Source organism: Pseudomonas sp. SCA2728.1_7, from assembly GCF_018138145.1.
In the GTDB taxonomy this organism is placed as follows: domain Bacteria; phylum Pseudomonadota; class Gammaproteobacteria; order Pseudomonadales; family Pseudomonadaceae; genus Aquipseudomonas; species Aquipseudomonas koreensis_A.
The window spans coordinates 4364420-4381869 of sequence record NZ_CP073104.1 but is presented as its reverse complement, the minus strand read 5'-3'; the positions used below and the strand labels follow the sequence as shown (position 1 = coordinate 4381869).

Here is a 17450-nt window from a genome sequence, read left to right as displayed (position 1 = left end):
ACTCATCATTTCTGACACACCGCTATCGCGAGCAGGCTCACTCCTACATTGGTTATGAGTTCAGCTCACGATTTCAAGGGCAGACTGCTGGCTTGAGCCAAACGTCAGATATTCAACCAGTTCCGCCAACGGCAACGGCCGGCTGATCAGATAACCCTGCACCTGATCGCAACCAAATCCGCGCAGCAGCTCCAGTTGTTCCGGCGTCTCGACCCCTTCCGCGACCACTTCCAGATGCAGGTTGTGCGCGAGATTGATCATCGCGTGCACCAGTTTGCGGTTCTCTTCGCGCTGCTCCATGCCGCCGACGAAGCTCTTGTCGATCTTCAGCAAGGTGATTGGCAGGCTGTTGAGGTGCACGAACGAGGAAAACCCGGTGCCGAAGTCATCCAGCGAGAAACGCACACCGAGACGGCCGAGGGCGTCCATGGTCTGCTTGACCAGATCACTGCGGCGCATCACCGCGGTTTCGGTCAGTTCAAACTCCAGCCATTGCGCTTCAACACCGCGCTCAGCAATCAAGCGACTAAGCGTCGGCAACAACTGACTGTCCTGAAACTGGCGGAACGACAGGTTGATCGCCATGTGCAGCGCCGGCAACCCGCGCTCGCGCAGCGCCTGCATGTCACGCAGGGCCCGGGAAATCACCCAGTAACCCAACGGCACGATCAAACCACTCTGCTCGGCCAGTGGCACGAATTCACTCGGTGGCAGCAGGCCGCGTTCGCCGTGACGCCAGCGTACCAGCGCTTCGAGACCGACGATCTGACCGTCCGCAAGATTCAGGCGGGGCTGGTAATGCAGCTCCAGCTCATCGCGACGCAAGGCCCGGCGCAGTTCGCTTTCCAGATCGGCCATGCTCCGCGCATTGCGGTTGATGCGTTCGTTGAAGATATGAAAGGTACAGCCCTGGGTGCTCTTCGCTTGCTGCATGGCGATGTGCGCGTGCCACATCAGCGGATCGGCGCCGCCCTGCGCACGGGCATGGGCGATGCCGAGGCTGGAGCCGATCAACAGGCTTTCGCCGTCGACCCAGTAAGGTTCGGCGAGCGCTTCGGTGATGCGTTCAGCCATCCATTCGGCGCGCTGCGGCGCCCGGCGAGTGTCGATCAGCAGGGCAAATTCATCGCTGCCCAGCCGCGCCAGTTGATCACCGGCCTCCAGCTGGCTTTTCAGCCGTGCGACCACTTGCAGGATCAAGCGATCGCCGGCCTGATGACCAAGCGCGTCGTTGGCGTGGCGGAAGTTGTCGAGATCGAGATGCCCGAGGGCCAGGCCGCGTCCGTCGTTTTCCGCGAGACGGGCGGCGAGCAAGGTCTGGAAACCCTGACGGTTGGCGATGCCGGTCAGCGGGTCCTGTTCGGCCAGGCGTTGCAGGGTATTTTCAAGAACGCCGCGTTCGCGCACATGGCGCAGGCAACGGCGTAGCATGCCGGCGTCGAGAGCGTCGAACACCAGCCAGTCACTGACGCCAACCGGCGCGGTGTCCGGTTCATGTTCCAGCAGCAAGACCGTCGGCAGGCTGCAACGGCCCGGTGCCGGTTGCAATGCCGGAAGGGTCAACAACACCGCATTGCGGTTGTCTTCGAACAAACTGCTGACCGAATCCCAGCTCGGCGCGCTGATCAGCACCGCCGCGCTCCCCATCGGAGCCAGACACTCGCGCAATAACGCTGTCCACGCTGGCTCTTCGGCCAGTAGCAGCAAACGCAAGGGTTCGACAGGCGTAGACAAGCTAGCTCCCTAGACTCTGCAATGATGTGGGCGGGGCATTATGCCGTTGCGCCGTTCAATGACCAAATGACAACGGTTATCAAAACGTTATTTAGTGTCACGAATGAGAACATTAGCCGCAAAATCACCGCGCATCCTCCGCGAAAGTAACAAAACCGGCAAATTTGAATCGCGTGGTACGTCACAAGTCGGACAGAGCAGCACAAATCGCTGAGCCTGTTAAAATGCCGGCCCATTTCGTCAACGACTCCCGAATTTTCGTATGTCCCGACTCAATCCCCGGCAGCAAGAAGCCGTGAACTACGTCGGCGGCCCTCTATTGGTGCTCGCCGGTGCTGGCTCCGGCAAGACCAGCGTGATCACGCGCAAGATCGCGCACCTGATCCAGAACTGCGGCATCCGCGCCCAGTACATCGTCGCCATGACCTTTACCAACAAGGCCGCGCGCGAGATGAAAGAGCGGGTCGGCACCCTGTTGCGGGCCGGCGAAGGGCGTGGCCTGACCGTCTGCACGTTCCACAACCTCGGTCTGAACATCATCCGCAAGGAACACGTGCGCCTGGGCTACAAACCCGGTTTCTCGATCTTCGACGAGACCGACGTCAAGTCCCTGATGACCGACATCATGCAGAAGGAATACGCGGGCGAAGACGGCGTCGACGAGATCAAGAACATGATCGGCGCCTGGAAAAACGACCTGATCCTGCCGCCTCAGGCGCTGGAGAACGCGCGCAATCCCAAGGAACAGACTGCCGCCATCGTCTACACCCACTATCAGCGCACGCTCAAGGCGTTCAACGCGGTGGACTTCGACGACCTGATCCTGCTGCCGGTAAAACTCTTCGAAGAACACGCCGACATTCTCGAAAAGTGGCAGAACAAGGTGCGCTACCTGCTGGTCGATGAATATCAGGACACCAACGCCAGCCAATATTTGCTGGTGAAAATGCTCATCGGCAAGCGCAACCAGTTCACTGTGGTAGGCGACGACGACCAGTCGATTTACGCCTGGCGCGGCGCGCGGCCGGAAAACCTGATGCTGCTCAAGGACGACTATCCATCGCTGAAAGTGGTGATGCTCGAGCAGAACTACCGTTCGACCAGTCGCATCCTGCGCTGCGCCAACGTGCTGATCTCGAACAACCCGCACGAATTCGAAAAGCAGCTGTGGAGTGAAATGGGCCACGGCGACGAGATCCGTGTGATCCGCTGCCGCAACGAGGACGCCGAAGCCGAGCGCGTGGCCATGGAAATCCTCAGCCTGCACTTGCGCACCGACCGCCCGTACAGCGATTTCGCGATCCTTTATCGCGGTAACTATCAGGCCAAGCTGATCGAACTGAAGCTGCAGCACCATCAGGTGCCGTACCGCCTGAGCGGCGGTAACAGCTTCTTCGGCCGTCAGGAAGTGAAAGACCTGATGGCCTACTTCCGCCTGATCGTCAACCCGGATGACGACAACGCCTTCCTGCGGGTGATCAACGTGCCGCGCCGGGAAATCGGCTCGACCACCCTGGAAAAACTCGGCAACTACGCCACCGAGCGCAAAATCTCGATGTACGCCGCGACCGACGAAATCGGTCTGGGCGAGCATCTGGACAGCCGCTTCACCGATCGCCTGTCGCGCTTCAAGCGTTTCATGGACAAGGTGCGCGAGCAGTGCGCCGGCGAGGACCCGATCTCGGCGCTGCGCAGCATGGTCATGGACATCGACTACGAGAACTGGCTGCGCACCAACAGCTCCAGCGACAAGGCTGCCGATTACCGGATGAGTAACGTCTGGTTCCTGATCGAGGCGTTGAAAAACACCCTCGAGAAGGACGAAGAAGGCGAAATGACCGTCGAGGACGCCATCGGCAAACTGGTCCTGCGCGACATGCTCGAGCGTCAGCAGGAAGAAGAGGACGGCGCCGAAGGCGTGCAGATGATGACCCTGCATGCGTCCAAGGGTCTGGAATTCCCATACGTGTTCATCATGGGCATGGAAGAGGAAATCCTCCCGCACCGCTCCAGCATCGAAGCCGATACCATCGAAGAAGAACGCCGACTGGCTTATGTGGGCATCACCCGCGCGCGCCAGACCCTGGCCTTCACCTTTGCCGCCAAGCGCAAGCAGTACGGCGAGATCATCGACTGCGCGCCGAGCCGCTTCCTCGATGAACTGCCGCCGGACGATCTGGCCTGGGAAGGCAACGACGACACACCAACCGAAGTCAAAGTCGTGCGGGGCAATAGCGCATTGGCTGATATACGCGCGATGTTAAAGCGCTAGAATTGACCACTTTTTTTACTAGACCTTCGGCGCACAAAGCGCCAAAAGAGGACAGCTTCATGGAAGCATTGCAGCAGAAAATCCGCGAACAAGGCATTGTGCTTTCCGACCAGGTCCTGAAGGTCGACGCCTTCCTGAACCACCAGATCGACCCGGCCCTGATGAAGCTGATCGGCGACGAATTCGCCACGCTGTTCAAGGACTCGGGCATCACCAAGATCGTCACCATCGAAGCCTCAGGGATAGCCCCGGCGATCATGACCGGTCTGAACCTCGGCGTGCCGGTGATCTTCGCCCGCAAGCAACAGTCCCTGACCCTGACTGAAAACCTGCTGTCGGCGACCGTTTACTCGTTCACCAAAAAGACCGAAAGCACCGTGGCCATCTCGCCGCGTCACCTGACCAGCAGCGACCGCGTGCTGATCATCGACGACTTCCTGGCCAACGGTAAGGCGTCGCAAGCGCTGATCTCGATCATCAAGCAGGCCGGCGCGACCGTTGCCGGTCTGGGCATCGTCATCGAGAAGTCGTTCCAGGGCGGCCGCGCCGAGCTGGACTCGCAGGGCTACCGCGTTGAATCGCTGGCCCGCGTGAAATCGCTGACGGGTGGCGTGGTCACCTTCATCGAATAAAGCCACACCGCAGCCCCCCTGTAGGAGTGAGCCTGCTCGCGATAGCGTAGTGTCAGCTGATATTTTCGTCGGCTGATACACCGCTATCGCGAGCAGGCTCACTCCTACAGTTGTTTTGGGTCAGGCAGTTACTGCGCGGTGGCCTTGAGGCCGGTGAGCAGTAAACGCTGGAAGAGGTCTTCTTTCAGGCCTTCCGGGTTTGTGAGTCGCATGCGTTCGAGGTGTTCGGGGTAGAGCGATGCCTCGGGGGCGTCGAGGGCGGCTTTGCCGAGTTCGAGTATTTCGGTGAGTTTGAATTTGCTCTTCAGCCAGTTCAGCGCCCGCAACAGATCCCGTTCGATCGCGGTGAAATCACAGCCCAGCGGATATTCCGGAAAGAGGTTTTTGTGCCGTGCGGCGATCGCCTGCAAGCGCTGCGGCGTGTTCTCGGTGAAGCGTGGATCGAGACGGAAATCCTTTGGCAGTTTGCCGACTTTTTGCGCTTGCTCGATCAGGCCCTGCTGGAAGCGCGAGTCACTGATGTTCAGCAGCGATTCGATCACTACGGCGTCGGATTTACCGCGCAGGTCGGCAATGCCGTATTCGGTCACGACGATGTCACGCAGGTGCCGTGGGATCGTGCAGTGGCCGTATTCCCAGACGATGTTGGAACTGACGTCGCCACCGGATTCACGCCAGCTGCGCAGGATCAGAATCGAACGGGCATCGTGCAACGCGTGACCCTGCGCGACGAAGTTGTACTGCCCGCCGACTCCGCTGAGTACTCGCCCATCCTCCAATTGATCCGCCACACCCGCACCGAGCAAGGTCATGGTGAACACGGTGTTGATGAACCGCGCATCCAGGCGCTGCAAGCGCTTGAGTTCTTCCTGCCCGTAGAGCTCGTTGATGTAGCTGATGCGGGTCATGTTGAATTCGAGGCGCTTGCTTTGCGGCAGCTCGCGCAGACGTTCATAGAAGCTGCGCGGGCCGAGGAAGAAACCTCCGTGCACCGAGATGCCGTCAGTCTGTGCCGCTTCGTCGAGGGTGCCGGCGTTGGCCTGTTCCTGCGTCGGCACATCCGGGTAGACCTTACGCCGGATGATCCCGGCATCCGCCAGCACCAGCAGGCCGTTGACGAACATTTCGCTGCAGCCGTACAGGCCTTTGGCGAACGGTCCGGTGCCGCCCTCGCGCTCAATCAACCGCGCCCATTGGCTGAGATTGATGTCATGGAGCAAGGCCTTATAACCGGCGTTATCCGCCTGACGCGCCAGCAATGCGGCGGTCAACGCGTCGCCCATCGAGCCGATGCCGATCTGCAACGTACCCCCGTCGCGCACCAGCGTACTCGCGTGCAAGCCAATGAAATGATCCTGAAAACCGACGGGCATGTTCGGCGTGGAAAACAGCGTGCTGTTGTCCTTGGCGTCGATCAGCAGGTCGAAGGTATCGATGTCGACTTCGGCATCGCCGGGCATATACGGCAGATCGGTGTGGACCTGGCCGACCAGCAAAATGGTTTCCCCGGCGTCGCGGCGCTTGGCGATCATCGGCAACAGGTCGAGGGTGATGTCCGGGTTGCAGCTCAGGCTCAGGCGATCCGGATGTTCGCTGCTGCTGGCGAGCAATTGCGCCACCAGGTTCAAGCCGGCGGCGTTGATGTCGCGGGCGGCGTGGCTGTAGTTGCTGCTGACGTAATCCTGCTGGGCCGGGGCGCTGTTGAGCAGGCTGCCGGGCTGCATGAAGAACTGTTCGATGCGGATGTTGGCGGGCAGGCTGTCGCGGTGCAGGTCGGCGAGGAAATCGAATTCCGGGTAATCACCGAAGACGCGCTCGACGAAGGGTTCGATAAAGCGTTTCTGCAAGCCATCACCCAACGCCGGGCGGCCGAGGCACAGCGCGGTGTAGATCGTCAGTTGCCGCTCGGGCAGGCCTTTGATCCGCCGGTACAGCGCGTTGACGAAGTGATTGGGTTTGCCCAACCCCAGCGGCATGCCCATGTGGATATGCGCCGGCAAGCGCGCCAGCACGTCATCCACTGCCTGTTCGATCGAACACAACTGCACCATCTGAAGCCTCCTGCCCGTTCCGTGAATAGGGGTAGACCGAGATTGCCTTGAGTTTGCTGCAATGAACAGCTTCAGAGTGAGTGTGCGCTGTTCTTGAAATGTTTTTCCGACTCGAAATTGTTGCCCTCACCCTAGCCCTCTCCCAGAGGTAGAGGGGACTGATTGGGGGATATTGGAAAGGTACGCCGACGTGAACCTGCTTTGCCGAATCCATAATCGACTTGATGTTTCAGGTCGATGCCGGACGAAAGACATCACGGTCGGCTCCCTCTCCCTCCGGGAGGGAGAGGGGACTGAATGGGGGATATTTGGGGAGGTACGCCGACTTGAAATAGCTTTGCTGAATCCTTAATCGCTAAGGTCTTTCAGGTCGATGTTGGACGCCAGACACCTCGATCGGCCCCCTCTCCCTCTGGGAGAGGGCTGGGGTGAGGGGCTTGAATCGCAGGCACAAAAAAACCGTCCGAAGACGGTTTTTTTTCGTCAGAAGCGCGCCTTACTTCAGGCCGGACATCTTCTGGATCGCGCCCTTCAACTCGTCATCCGAGCAATCGGCGCAGGTGCCTTTCGGTGGCATCGAGTTGATACCGGTGATGGCCTTGGCCAGGATGCCGTCGAGACCGCCCTGGTGATCGGCGCGTTCTTTCCAGGCTGCCGCGTCACCGATTTTCGGCGCGCCCAACAGGCCCGTACCGTGGCAAGCGTTGCAATGTTTGGCAATCACTTCATCCGGAGTTTTCGCCCCGCCACCGCCGCCTGCGGAAGCAGCCACTTCCATCCCCTTGCATTCCTGCCCTTGAACACACACCTGGCCGACCGGCTCGAGGCGTTTGGCAATGTCGTCATTCGTCGCAGCTTGAGCGCTGACAGCCCAGAGGGCCAGTACGGTTGCTGGTGCAGCCAGCATTTTCATAATTAGGTTCACGCGTTCACCCTCAATGGTGGCTATTCACGCCTGCGGCCACGGTTCGCAGGCGGGCGGAAGTATAGCGGGTAGCCCGTCACACTGAAACAACCCCATAGTCGAAGGGGTTATACCGCACGGTAGAAAAACTCTCCGGGTGCCTTTGCCATCATGGCTTGGCACCTCTTTGTTAAAAATTCGCCGGCGTGGCTGCGCTGATTAGTCGCGCAGGCAAGTCGAACGGATTACGGAAACGATGCGGCTTGGTACTTTCAAAGTAGTAGCTGTCGCCGGCTTCGAGAATAAAAGTTTCCAGACCCACCACCAATTCCAGACGACCCTCCACCAAAATCCCGGTTTCCTCGCCTTCATGGGTGAGCATTTCTTCGCCGGTGTCGGCGCCCGGCGGGTAGATTTCGTTGAGGAAGGCGATGGCGCGGCTGGGGTGCGCGCGGCCGACCAGTTTCATGGTCACGGCGCCGTCGGAGATGTCGATCAGCTCGTTGGCCTTGTAGACGATCTGGGTCGGAACTTCCTGCAGGATTTCTTCGGAAAAGAACTCGACCATGGACATGGGGATGCCGCCCAGTACCTTCCTCAGCGAACTGATCGAAGGACTGACGCTGTTCTTTTCGATCATCGAAATGGTGCTGTTGGTGACGCCCGCGCGTTTGGCGAGTTCACGCTGGGAAAGCCCTTTGAGCTTGCGGATCGATTGCAGTCGTTCACCGACGTCCAAGGCGGGAGCCTCCTGATGTTGTAAGAATATTGAGCGTTATCATGGCGACAGCGTTCAGTATTTACAACACTTGGCCCCCGCAGCGGCGTCAACCCTCGGAATAGAGCCTTGGCACTCGACGCAGGTTACAGAAGATCTGGTACGGAATGGTGTCGGCCCACTGCGCCACTTCGCTGGCGAGGATGTTTTTGCCCCACAGTTCGACGCTCGAACCGAGGCCTGCTTCAGGCACATCGGTGAGATCGATGCAGAGCATGTCCATCGACACGCGACCGAGAATGCGACTGCGTTTACCCGCCACCAAAACCGGCGTACCGGTCGGCGCCTGACGCGGGTAGCCGTCGGCGTAACCCATGGCGACCACGCCGATGCGCATAGGCTTGTCGGTGATGAATTTGGCGCCGTAGCCGATCGGCTCGCCAGCCGGCAGTTCGCGTACGCAGATGACTTTCGATTCCAGGGTCATCACCGGTTGCAGGCGATCAGCCACGGCGTTGGCTTCTTCGAACGGCGTGGCGCCGTAGAGCATGATGCCCGGACGCACCCAGTCGCTGTGAATCTGCGGCCAACCGAGCACCGCGGGCGAGTTGCGCAGGCTGACTTCAGCAGCCAAACCCTGACGCGCCGCTTCAAACACCGCGACTTGCTCGGTACTGCTCTGCGCATGCAGCTCATCGGCGCGAGCGAAGTGGCTCATCAAGACGATCTTCGCCACTTTGCCGCTGGCCAGCAGACGCTGGTAAGCCGCCGGATAATCCTTTGGATGCAGACCCACGCGGTGCATGCCCGAATCGAGCTTCAGCCACACGGTGATCGGTTTGCTCAGTGCCGCCTGCTCGATCGCTTCGAGCTGCCACAGCGAATGCACCACGGTCCAGAAATCGTGCTCGACGATCAACGCCAGCTCATCGGCCTCAAAGATCCCTTCCAGCAACAACACTGGCGCACGAATACCCGCGGCGCGCAGCTCCAGCGCCTCCTCGATACAGGCGACGGCAAAGCCATCGGCCTCGGCTTCCAGCGCCTGGGCGCAACGCACTGCGCCATGGCCGTAGGCGTCCGCCTTGATCACCGCAAGCGCCTTGGCGCCGGTGACTTCGCGGGCAATTCGGTAGTTGTGGCGCAGGGCTTCTAGGTCGATCAGGGCACGGGCAGGACGCATGGCGGCAGACTTCTAGGCGGTCATGGGAAGAAAAACCGGCGCCGACTGACGACGTGAACCGCCAACAGCGCCGGGAGAGGGATCTTTACAACGGTTACGGCAGCGCGGCGACGATAGAGATTTCTACCAGAATGCTCGGCTTGGCCATTTTCGCTTCGACGGTGGCGCGGGCCGGAGCAGCACCTTTTGGCAGCCACTGGTCCCACACCGAGTTCATCCCGGCGAAGTTCGCCTCGATGTCGTTCAGGTAGATCGTCGCCGAGAGCAGATGCTGTTTGTCGGTGCCGGCCAGATCAAGCAAACGCTCGATATTGGCCAGTACGTCGCGGGTCTGCTGTTCAACCCCGGCGTCAAAGTCGTCACCGACCTGCCCGGCCAGATACACGGTGCCGTTGTGGCTGACGATCTGACTCATGCGCTCATTGGTGAGCTGGCGCTGGATTGACATGTTTTGCGGACTCCTGGGTTTTGTTGCCGTAACGGGAAATATCGAGGCCTTCGGCGCTGATCTGCGGCTTTTTCTTCGCCATCAGGTCGGCCAGCAAACGGCCGGAACCGCACGCCATAGTCCAACCAAGCGTGCCGTGACCGGTGTTGAGGAACAGATTCTTGAACGGTGTGGCGCCAACGATCGGCGTGCCGTCCGGGGTGGTCGGACGCAGACCGGTCCAAAAACTTGCCTCAGCCAGATTACCGCCCTGAGGATAAAGGTCGTTGACGATCATCTCCAGGGTTTCGCGCCGGCGCGGGTTCAGCGACAGGTCAAAACCGGCAATCTCGGCCATGCCGCCGACGCGGATGCGGTTGTCGAAACGGGTGATCGCGACCTTGTAGGTCTCGTCGAGAATAGTCGAAGTCGGCGCCATCGCCGGGTTGGTAATCGGCACGGTCAGCGAGTAACCCTTGAGCGGATACACCGGGGCTTTGATGCCCAGCGGTTTGAGCAGTTGCGGCGAGTAGCTGCCGAGGGCCAGCACGTAGCGGTCGGCGGTTTCCAGCTTGCCGTCGATCCACACACCGTTGATGCGATCACCGGCGTAGTCGAGTTTCTGGATGTCCTGACCGAAACGGAATTCCACACCCAGCTTCACGGCCATTTCGGCGAGACGCGTGGTGAACATCTGGCAGTCGCCCGTCTGGTCGTTCGGCAGGCGCAGGGCACCGGCGAGAATGTCGGTGACGCCCGCCAGGGCTGGTTCGACGCGGGCAATGCCGGCGCGGTCGAGGACTTCAAACGGCACGCCGGATTCTTTCAGCACAGCGATGTCTTTGGCGGCACCATCAAGCTGCGCCTGGGTGCGGAACAGCTGAGTCGTGCCGAGGCTGCGGCCTTCGTAGGCGATGCCGGTTTCGGCGCGCAATTCGTCGAGGCAGTCGCGGCTGTACTCGGACAGACGCACCATGCGCTCCTTGTTCACCGCGTAACGGCTGGCGGTGCAATTGCGCAGCATCTGCGCCATCCACAGGTACTGGTCGATGTCGGCGGTGGCCTTGATCGCGAGAGGGGCGTGGCGTTGCAGCAGCCACTTGATCGCCTTGAGCGGCACGCCCGGCGCGGCCCACGGCGAGGCGTAGCCCGGCGACACCTGGCCGGCGTTGGCGAAACTGGTCTCCATGGCCGCAGCAGGCTGCCGGTCGACCACCACCACTTCAAACCCGGCACGGGCCAGATAGTAAGCACTGGCGGTACCGATGACGCCGCTACCCAAGACCATTACGCGCATTTTTGTATCCCTCATCGCGGCAGGGCCGCGTACGTCTGTTGTTAGAGCAATGATGCGCGCAGTGTAAAAAAGAAATGCCAGTGCTTTTCACTATATAAGCGCCTATATTTGGCGACAATTCTCGGCAAAAACCCTTTTCACGGAGGCGCATCCCCTATGCGTACCAACACTCAGACCAAACGTGAGCTGGACAAGATCGACCGCAACATCTTGCGGATCCTGCAGGCGGACGGACGGATTTCCTTTACCGAACTCGGCGAAAAGGTCGGCCTCTCCACCACGCCGTGCACCGAGCGGGTGCGGCGTCTGGAGCGCGAAGGGATCATCATGGGCTACAACGCCCGGCTGAATCCGCAGCACTTGAAGGGTAGCTTGCTGGTGTTCGTCGAGATCAGCCTCGACTACAAATCCGGCGACACGTTCGAGGAGTTCCGCCGCGCGGTGCTGAAACTGCCGCATGTGCTGGAGTGCCACCTGGTGTCAGGGGATTTCGACTACCTGGTAAAGGCACGGATTTCCGAGATGGCCTCGTACCGCAAGCTGCTGGGCGACATTCTGCTGAAGCTGCCGCATGTGCGGGAGTCGAAGAGTTATATCGTGATGGAAGAGGTCAAGGAGAGCTTGAGCCTGCCGATCCCGGATTGAGATTGGTGGTGCCTGACCCGGCCCCATCGCGAGCAGGCTCACTCCTACATTTGGAATGCGTACCCTTGTAGGAGTGAGCCTGCTCGCGATGGCGTCGACTCAGTTCCGAATGACCCCTTCAAACCAACACCTGCCGATTCGCCGCCATGTACTCGAATATCTGCTTCTCCACGCGCGGATGAATCAGCTCCACCGGCCGCCGCTCATTCGGGCAAGGCAAGGTTTTGGTCGTGCCGAACAACCGGCAAATCAACGGCCGCTCCTCATACACCGTGCAGCCATTCGGCCCCAGGTGCACACAGTTCAACTCCTCCATCGCCGCATCCTGCTCGGCGCGGGTCTTGCGCGGCAGGCGCGCCATTTCTTCCGGCGAAGTGGTCACCGGCCCGCAGCAGTCGTGGCAGCCAGGCACGCACTCGAACGAGGGGATCTGCTGACGCAAGGTGCGGACTGTCTGGCTGTTGCAGCTCATCGAAACGATAACCAAGGTGAAATAGGCGGCAATTGTGCCGCAAAAGCCGTGATCCAGACACCGCAGGCCGACCAGTGTTGCCCCCGTTCGGGCGTGCGGCTTATGCTCCGTCAAATTTTCTCGACACCTTAGCCGTTGGATGACGCCCATGACTGCCCGCGCCTTCACCTCCGCGAGCCAACCCCACGTTGCCTCTTACTACGCCGCCAGCAGCCTGCCGCAGCCCGATCACCCGGTATTGCAAGGTGATGTGCTGGCCGACGTCTGCGTGGTCGGCGGTGGCTTTTCCGGGTTGAACACGGCGCTGGAACTGGCTGAGCGCGGCCTCAGCGTGGTGTTGCTCGAGGCGCGCAAGATCGGCTGGGGCGCCAGCGGCCGCAACGGCGGGCAGCTTATTCGCGGGGTCGGTCACGGCCTCGATCAGTTCGCCAATGTCATCGGCAGCGATGGCGTGCGCGAGATGAAACTCATGGGCCTGGAAGCGGTGGAAATCGTCCGCCAGCGCGTCGAGCGTTTTCAAATTGCCTGCGACCTGACCTGGGGCTACTGCGATCTCGCCAACAAGCCGTTCGACATCGAAAGCTTTGCCGAAGACGCCGAAGAACTGCGCGGCCTCGGTTATCGCTACGAAACCCGTTTGCTGCAAGCCAACGAGATGCACACCGTAGTCGGTTCCAAGCGCTATGTCGGCGGTTTGATCGACATGGGCTCAGGGCATTTGCATCCGCTCAATCTCGCATTGGGCGAAGCAGCGGCGGCGCAGCAACTGGGCGTCAAACTGTTTGAACACTCGGCAGTGACGCGTATCGATTACGGCCCTGAAGTCAAAATACATACAGCTCAAGGTTCGGTGCGCGCCAAGACCCTCGTGCTCGGCTGCAACGCGTATCTCAGTGATCTGAATCCGCAACTCAGCGGCAAGGTCCTGCCCGCCGGCAGCTACATCATCGCCACCGAACCTTTGAGCGAAGAACAGGCGCACAGCCTGCTGCCGCAGAACATGGCGGTCTGCGACCAGCGTGTCGCGCTGGATTACTACCGGCTCTCGGCGGATCGTCGTTTGCTGTTCGGCGGTGCCTGCCATTATTCGGGGCGCGATCCAAAGGATATCGGCGCCTACATGCAGCCGAAGATGCTCGAAGTGTTCCCGCAACTCGCTGGCGTGAAGATCGACTATCAGTGGGGCGGCATGATCGGTATCGGCGCGAACCGCTTGCCGCAGATTGGCCGGCTCGCGGATCAGCCGAATGTGTATTACGCCCAGGCGTACTCCGGGCACGGGGTGAATGCCACGCACCTGGCGGGCAAGTTATTGGCCGAAGCGATCAGCGGGCAGCACAGTGGGGGCTTTGACCTGTTTGCCAAGGTGCCGCACATCACTTTCCCGGGCGGCAAGCATTTGCGTTCGCCGTTGTTGGCGTTGGGGATGTTGTGGCATCGCCTCAAAGAGTTGGTCTGATGGTTTTGCAGTGAATTGAAGGCCCAATCGCGAGCAGGCTCACTCCTACAGTTGAAATGCGTTCCCCTGTAGGAGTGAGCCTGCTCGCGATGAGGCCCAAAACGACCATACAGATCTCAGATCCGCCAGAACGGCTTCAACCCCTCCTCCAGCGCCTGCTCACGGGTCAGCCCGATGTCCTTGAGCTGGTCCGCCGTCAGCGCCAGCAACGCCTTGCGCGTGTGCAGACGATGCCACAACAGACGCCAGCGATTCAGGCCGGACGGTGGCTTGCGCATGATCTCATTGCGCGCACTGTCCTTCTGCCCTGCCGCCAGTTCCTGACTGTGTAACGTCAGCCGCACATCGCTCAAGCCGTTCATTTTGGTTGCTCCTGTTTACTTGGGTAGCCAGAGATTCCATGATGCGCGGGCGAGCAAAACCATTACAGATTCAAAGCAACTGTATTAACTCCATACAGATTCGTCGTTTTACAGACTGAATTGTCGATTTTTGCCACGTCTGTACTGGTTTATCGAATCACCTGCACCGAGGCAGCGCCATGACCCTTTATGTAAACCTCGCCGAATTGCTCGGCACACGCATCGAAAACGGCTTCTATCGACCCGGCGATCGGTTGCCGTCGGTACGTGCGTTGAGCGTCGAACACGGGGTCAGTCTGAGCACGGTGCAGCAGGCTTATCGCGTGCTTGAAGACAGTGGCTTGGCCACGCCGAAACCCAAATCCGGCTACTTCGTACCGGTGGGCCGTGAACTGCCGGAGTTGCCCGCCGTCGGCCGTCCGGCGCAACGTCCCGTGGAGATTTCGCAATGGGATCAGGTGCTGGAATTGATTCGCGCGGTGCCGCGCAAGGACGTCGTGCAACTGGGTCGCGGCATGCCGGACATCAGCTCGCCAACCATGAAACCGTTGCTGCGCGGTCTGGCGCGGATCAGCCGCCGCCAGGACATGCCCGGTCTGTATTACGACAACATCCACGGCACCCTCGAATTGCGCGAGCAGATCGCTCGATTGATGCTCGACTCCGGCTGCCAGTTGAGCGCCAGCGACCTTGTCATCACCACCGGTTGTCATGAGGCGCTGTCGACCAGCATCCACGCGATCTGCGAGCCGGGCGACATCGTCGCGGTCGATTCGCCGAGCTTCCACGGCGCCATGCAAACGCTCAAAGGCCTGGGCATGAAAGCCCTGGAAATCCCCACCGACCCACTCACCGGGATCAGTCTCGAAGCGCTGGAACTGGCGCTCGAACAATGGCCAATCAAAGTCATCCAGCTCACCCCCAACTGCAACAACCCGCTCGGCTACATCATGCCGGAGTCGCGCAAACGCGCCCTGCTTACCCTCGCCCAGCGCTTCGACGTGGCGATCATCGAGGACGATGTGTATGGCGAGCTGGCCTACACCTACCCGCGTCCGCGCACGATCAAATCCTTCGACGAAGACGGCCGCGTGCTGCTTTGCAGTTCGTTTTCCAAGACCTTGGCGCCGGGCCTGCGCATTGGCTGGGTCGCGCCGGGCCGCTACCTTGAGCGCGTGCTGCACATGAAATACATCAGCACCGGATCGACCGCACCGCAGCCGCAGATCGCCATCGCCGAATTCCTCAAGGCCGGTCATTTCGAACCGCACTTGCGGCGCATGCGCACGCAATACCAACGCAGTCGCGACCTGATGATCGACTGGGTTACCCGCTATTTCCCGGCAGGCACCCGCGCCAGTCGGCCGCAAGGCAGTTTCATGTTGTGGGTCGAATTGCCGGAAGGTTTCGACACCTTGAAACTCAATCGTGAGTTGCACGACCAAGGCGTACAGATTGCCGTCGGCAGCATTTTTTCCGCCTCGGGCAAGTACCGCAATTGCCTGCGGATGAACTACGCTGCCAAACCGACCGCGCAGATCGAAGAGGCGGTGCGCAAGGTCGGCGAGACAGCGGTCAGATTGCTGGCCGAAGCCGACTGACCTTTTTCCAGAGAACCGCGTCCATATGCCGACCCTAGCCGCCATTCGGAATGACCCTACGTGAGCTTCAGACAGCCCCTGTTCGCTTTGCTGTTACTCGCCTCGTTCCTGAGTGGCTGTGTCAGCCTTGATGTTCCGCGCGAGCCCAGCCAGGCGTTGCCGGCGTCCGGCTCCAGCTTCGGCCGTTCGATTCAGGCCCAAGCGGCGCCCTATCAGGGGCGCTCGGGTTTCCGTCTGCTGTCCAACAGCAGCGAGGCGTTCACCGCCCGCGCCGAACTGATCCGCAACGCCCAGTCCAGCCTCGATCTGCAGTACTACATCGTCCATGACGGCATCAGTACGCGAATGCTGGTGGAGGAACTGCTCAAGGCTGCCGACCGTGGCGTGCGCGTGCGCATCCTCCTCGATGACACCACCAGCGATGGCCTCGACCAGATCATCGCCACACTCGCGGCGCATCCGCAGATTCAGATTCGCCTGTTCAATCCACTGCACCTGGGCCGCAGCACTGGCGTCACCCGCGCGGCGGGGCGCTTGTTCAATCTGTCACTGCAGCACCGGCGCATGCACAACAAGCTGTGGCTGGCGGATAACAGCGTGGCCATCGTCGGCGGGCGCAATCTGGGTGACGAGTATTTCGACGCCGAGCCGAACCTGAATTTCACCGACATCGACATGCTCAGCGTCGGGCCGGTGGCCGAGCAGCTCGGGCACAGTTTCGACCAGTACTGGAACAGCGCGCTGAGCAAACCGATCGACGAGTTCCTTACCAGCCAACCGACCGCCAAGGATCTGGAGAACACCCGCACACGCCTGGAAGAATCGCTGGAAGACACCCGTAAGCAGAATCATGCGCTGTATCAGCAGTTGATGACGTTCAAGACCGAACCGCGCATGGACATCTGGCGCAAAGAGCTGATCTGGGCATGGAATCAGGCGTTGTGGGATGCGCCGAGCAAGGTCTTGGCCAAGGGCGAACCGGATCCGCAATTGCTGCTGACCACGCAACTGGCACCCGAGCTCAGAGGCGTGAGCAAAGAGCTGATCATGATTTCGGCGTACTTCGTGCCGGGCCAGCCGGGGCTGGTTTACCTGACCGGTCGCGCCGATGCCGGCGTCTCGGTGAGCCTGCTGACCAACGCGCTGGAGGCCACCGATGTGCCAGCGGTGCATGGCGGCTACGCGCCGTATCGCAAGGCGTTGCTGGAGCATGGCGTGAAGTTGTATGAACTGCGCCGTCAGCCTGGGGATAACTACGGCAGTGGTCCGCATGTGTTTTACAGCAAGTCGTTTCGCGGCTCGGATTCAAGTCTGCACAGCAAAGCGATGATCTTTGATCGGCAGAAATCGTTTATCGGCTCGTTCAACTTTGATCCGCGTTCGGTGCTGTGGAACACCGAAGTCGGGGTGTTGGTCGACAGCCCGGAACTGGCCGGGCATGTGCGCGAACTGGCGCTGCAAGGCATGGCGCCAGCGCTGAGTTATGAGGCGAAGTTACAGGATGGCCAGATTGTTTGGGTCACCGAAGACAACGGCCAGATGCACACCCTTACCAAGGAGCCGGGGAGTTGGTGGCGGCGGTTCAACGCGTGGTTCAGCACCACTGTCGGCCTTGAACGAATGCTTTGAAAAGCAAAAGATCGCAGCCTTCGGCAGCGCCTACAGTTGAAATGCATTCCTCCTGTAGGCGCTG

The 17450-nt window shown here is 60.3% G+C and carries 15 protein-coding genes; 6 read left to right on the top strand and 9 right to left on the bottom strand.

The window, feature by feature from the left end:
- Positions 1-60: 60 nt before the first annotated feature.
- Complete coding sequence (locus tag KBP52_RS19445) at positions 61-1734, bottom strand: bifunctional diguanylate cyclase/phosphodiesterase (RefSeq protein ID WP_077575028.1); 1674 nt, start codon at positions 1732-1734, stop codon at positions 61-63.
- Between the two features lie 262 nt (positions 1735-1996).
- On the opposite strand from KBP52_RS19445, the gene rep reads away from it, so the two are divergent.
- Both rep and KBP52_RS19435 read left to right on the top strand, forming a co-directional pair.
- Positions 1997-4006 carry a DNA helicase Rep gene (gene rep / locus KBP52_RS19440; protein WP_053124992.1) on the top strand — a complete coding sequence of 670 codons (2010 nt, stop codon included), beginning with the start codon at positions 1997-1999 and terminating at the stop codon, positions 4004-4006.
- 59 nt (positions 4007-4065) lie between these two features.
- Positions 4066-4638 (top strand): xanthine phosphoribosyltransferase, encoded by a 573-nt coding sequence (locus KBP52_RS19435; protein ID WP_064116416.1) that lies wholly within the window; start codon positions 4066-4068, stop codon positions 4636-4638.
- Between the two features lie 128 nt (positions 4639-4766).
- On the opposite strand, the gene KBP52_RS19430 is transcribed toward KBP52_RS19435, so the two are convergent.
- The 6 genes from KBP52_RS19430 to dadA all read right to left on the bottom strand — a co-directional run bounded on the left by KBP52_RS19430 (position 4767) and on the right by dadA (position 11218).
- A complete protein-coding gene (locus tag KBP52_RS19430) occupies positions 4767-6689 on the bottom strand; it encodes an acetyl-CoA hydrolase/transferase family protein (protein WP_212620787.1) in 1923 nt (640 codons plus the stop codon).
- A gap of 496 nt (positions 6690-7185) precedes the next feature.
- Positions 7186-7602, bottom strand: coding sequence for a c-type cytochrome (locus KBP52_RS19425; RefSeq protein WP_034152043.1), 417 nt, complete (start codon positions 7600-7602; stop codon positions 7186-7188).
- A gap of 181 nt (positions 7603-7783) precedes the next feature.
- On the bottom strand, positions 7784-8332 hold the full coding sequence (locus tag KBP52_RS19420) for a cupin domain-containing protein (RefSeq protein WP_008086779.1): 549 nt from the start codon (positions 8330-8332) through the stop codon (positions 7784-7786).
- 88 nt (positions 8333-8420) lie between these two features.
- Positions 8421-9494 (bottom strand): alanine racemase, encoded by a 1074-nt coding sequence (gene alr / locus KBP52_RS19415; RefSeq protein ID WP_123593531.1) that lies wholly within the window; start codon positions 9492-9494, stop codon positions 8421-8423.
- A 94-nt stretch (positions 9495-9588) separates the two neighbouring features.
- Positions 9589-9942, bottom strand: a complete 354-nt coding sequence (locus tag KBP52_RS19410) for a RidA family protein (RefSeq protein WP_123593530.1) — start codon at positions 9940-9942, stop codon at positions 9589-9591.
- Positions 9914-11218: a D-amino acid dehydrogenase gene (gene dadA / locus KBP52_RS19405; protein ID WP_034152046.1), complete on the bottom strand. Its 1305-nt coding sequence runs from the start codon at positions 11216-11218 to the stop codon at positions 9914-9916. Before dadA ends, KBP52_RS19410 begins: the two co-directional genes overlap by 29 nt.
- 156 nt (positions 11219-11374) lie before the next feature.
- Here dadA and KBP52_RS19400 point away from each other — a divergent pair, with 156 nt between their 5' ends.
- Positions 11375-11863 (top strand): Lrp/AsnC ligand binding domain-containing protein, encoded by a 489-nt coding sequence (locus KBP52_RS19400; RefSeq protein ID WP_003177284.1) that lies wholly within the window; start codon positions 11375-11377, stop codon positions 11861-11863.
- A 118-nt stretch (positions 11864-11981) separates the two neighbouring features.
- On the opposite strand, the gene KBP52_RS19395 is transcribed toward KBP52_RS19400, so the two are convergent.
- The gene (locus tag KBP52_RS19395) at positions 11982-12335 is read right to left on the bottom strand and encodes a YkgJ family cysteine cluster protein (protein ID WP_038359217.1); all 354 of its coding nucleotides are present in this window, start codon (positions 12333-12335) and stop codon (positions 11982-11984) included.
- Between the two features lie 148 nt (positions 12336-12483).
- Between KBP52_RS19395 and KBP52_RS19390 the strand changes: the two genes are divergently transcribed.
- The gene (locus KBP52_RS19390; RefSeq protein ID WP_212620786.1) at positions 12484-13794 is read left to right on the top strand and encodes an FAD-binding oxidoreductase; all 1311 of its coding nucleotides are present in this window, start codon (positions 12484-12486) and stop codon (positions 13792-13794) included.
- A 116-nt stretch (positions 13795-13910) separates the two neighbouring features.
- Here the strand turns inward: KBP52_RS19390 and KBP52_RS19385 are convergent, their stop codons facing one another.
- Complete coding sequence (locus KBP52_RS19385) at positions 13911-14156, bottom strand: DUF1127 domain-containing protein (RefSeq protein ID WP_077575039.1); 246 nt, start codon at positions 14154-14156, stop codon at positions 13911-13913.
- Between the two features lie 179 nt (positions 14157-14335).
- On the opposite strand from KBP52_RS19385, the gene KBP52_RS19380 reads away from it, so the two are divergent.
- Positions 14336-15757, top strand: a complete 1422-nt coding sequence (locus tag KBP52_RS19380; protein ID WP_123593528.1) for a PLP-dependent aminotransferase family protein — start codon at positions 14336-14338, stop codon at positions 15755-15757.
- A gap of 60 nt (positions 15758-15817) precedes the next feature.
- Positions 15818-17386 carry a phospholipase D family protein gene (locus tag KBP52_RS19375; RefSeq protein WP_212620785.1) on the top strand — a complete coding sequence of 523 codons (1569 nt, stop codon included), beginning with the start codon at positions 15818-15820 and terminating at the stop codon, positions 17384-17386.
- Positions 17387-17450: the final 64 nt, after the last annotated feature.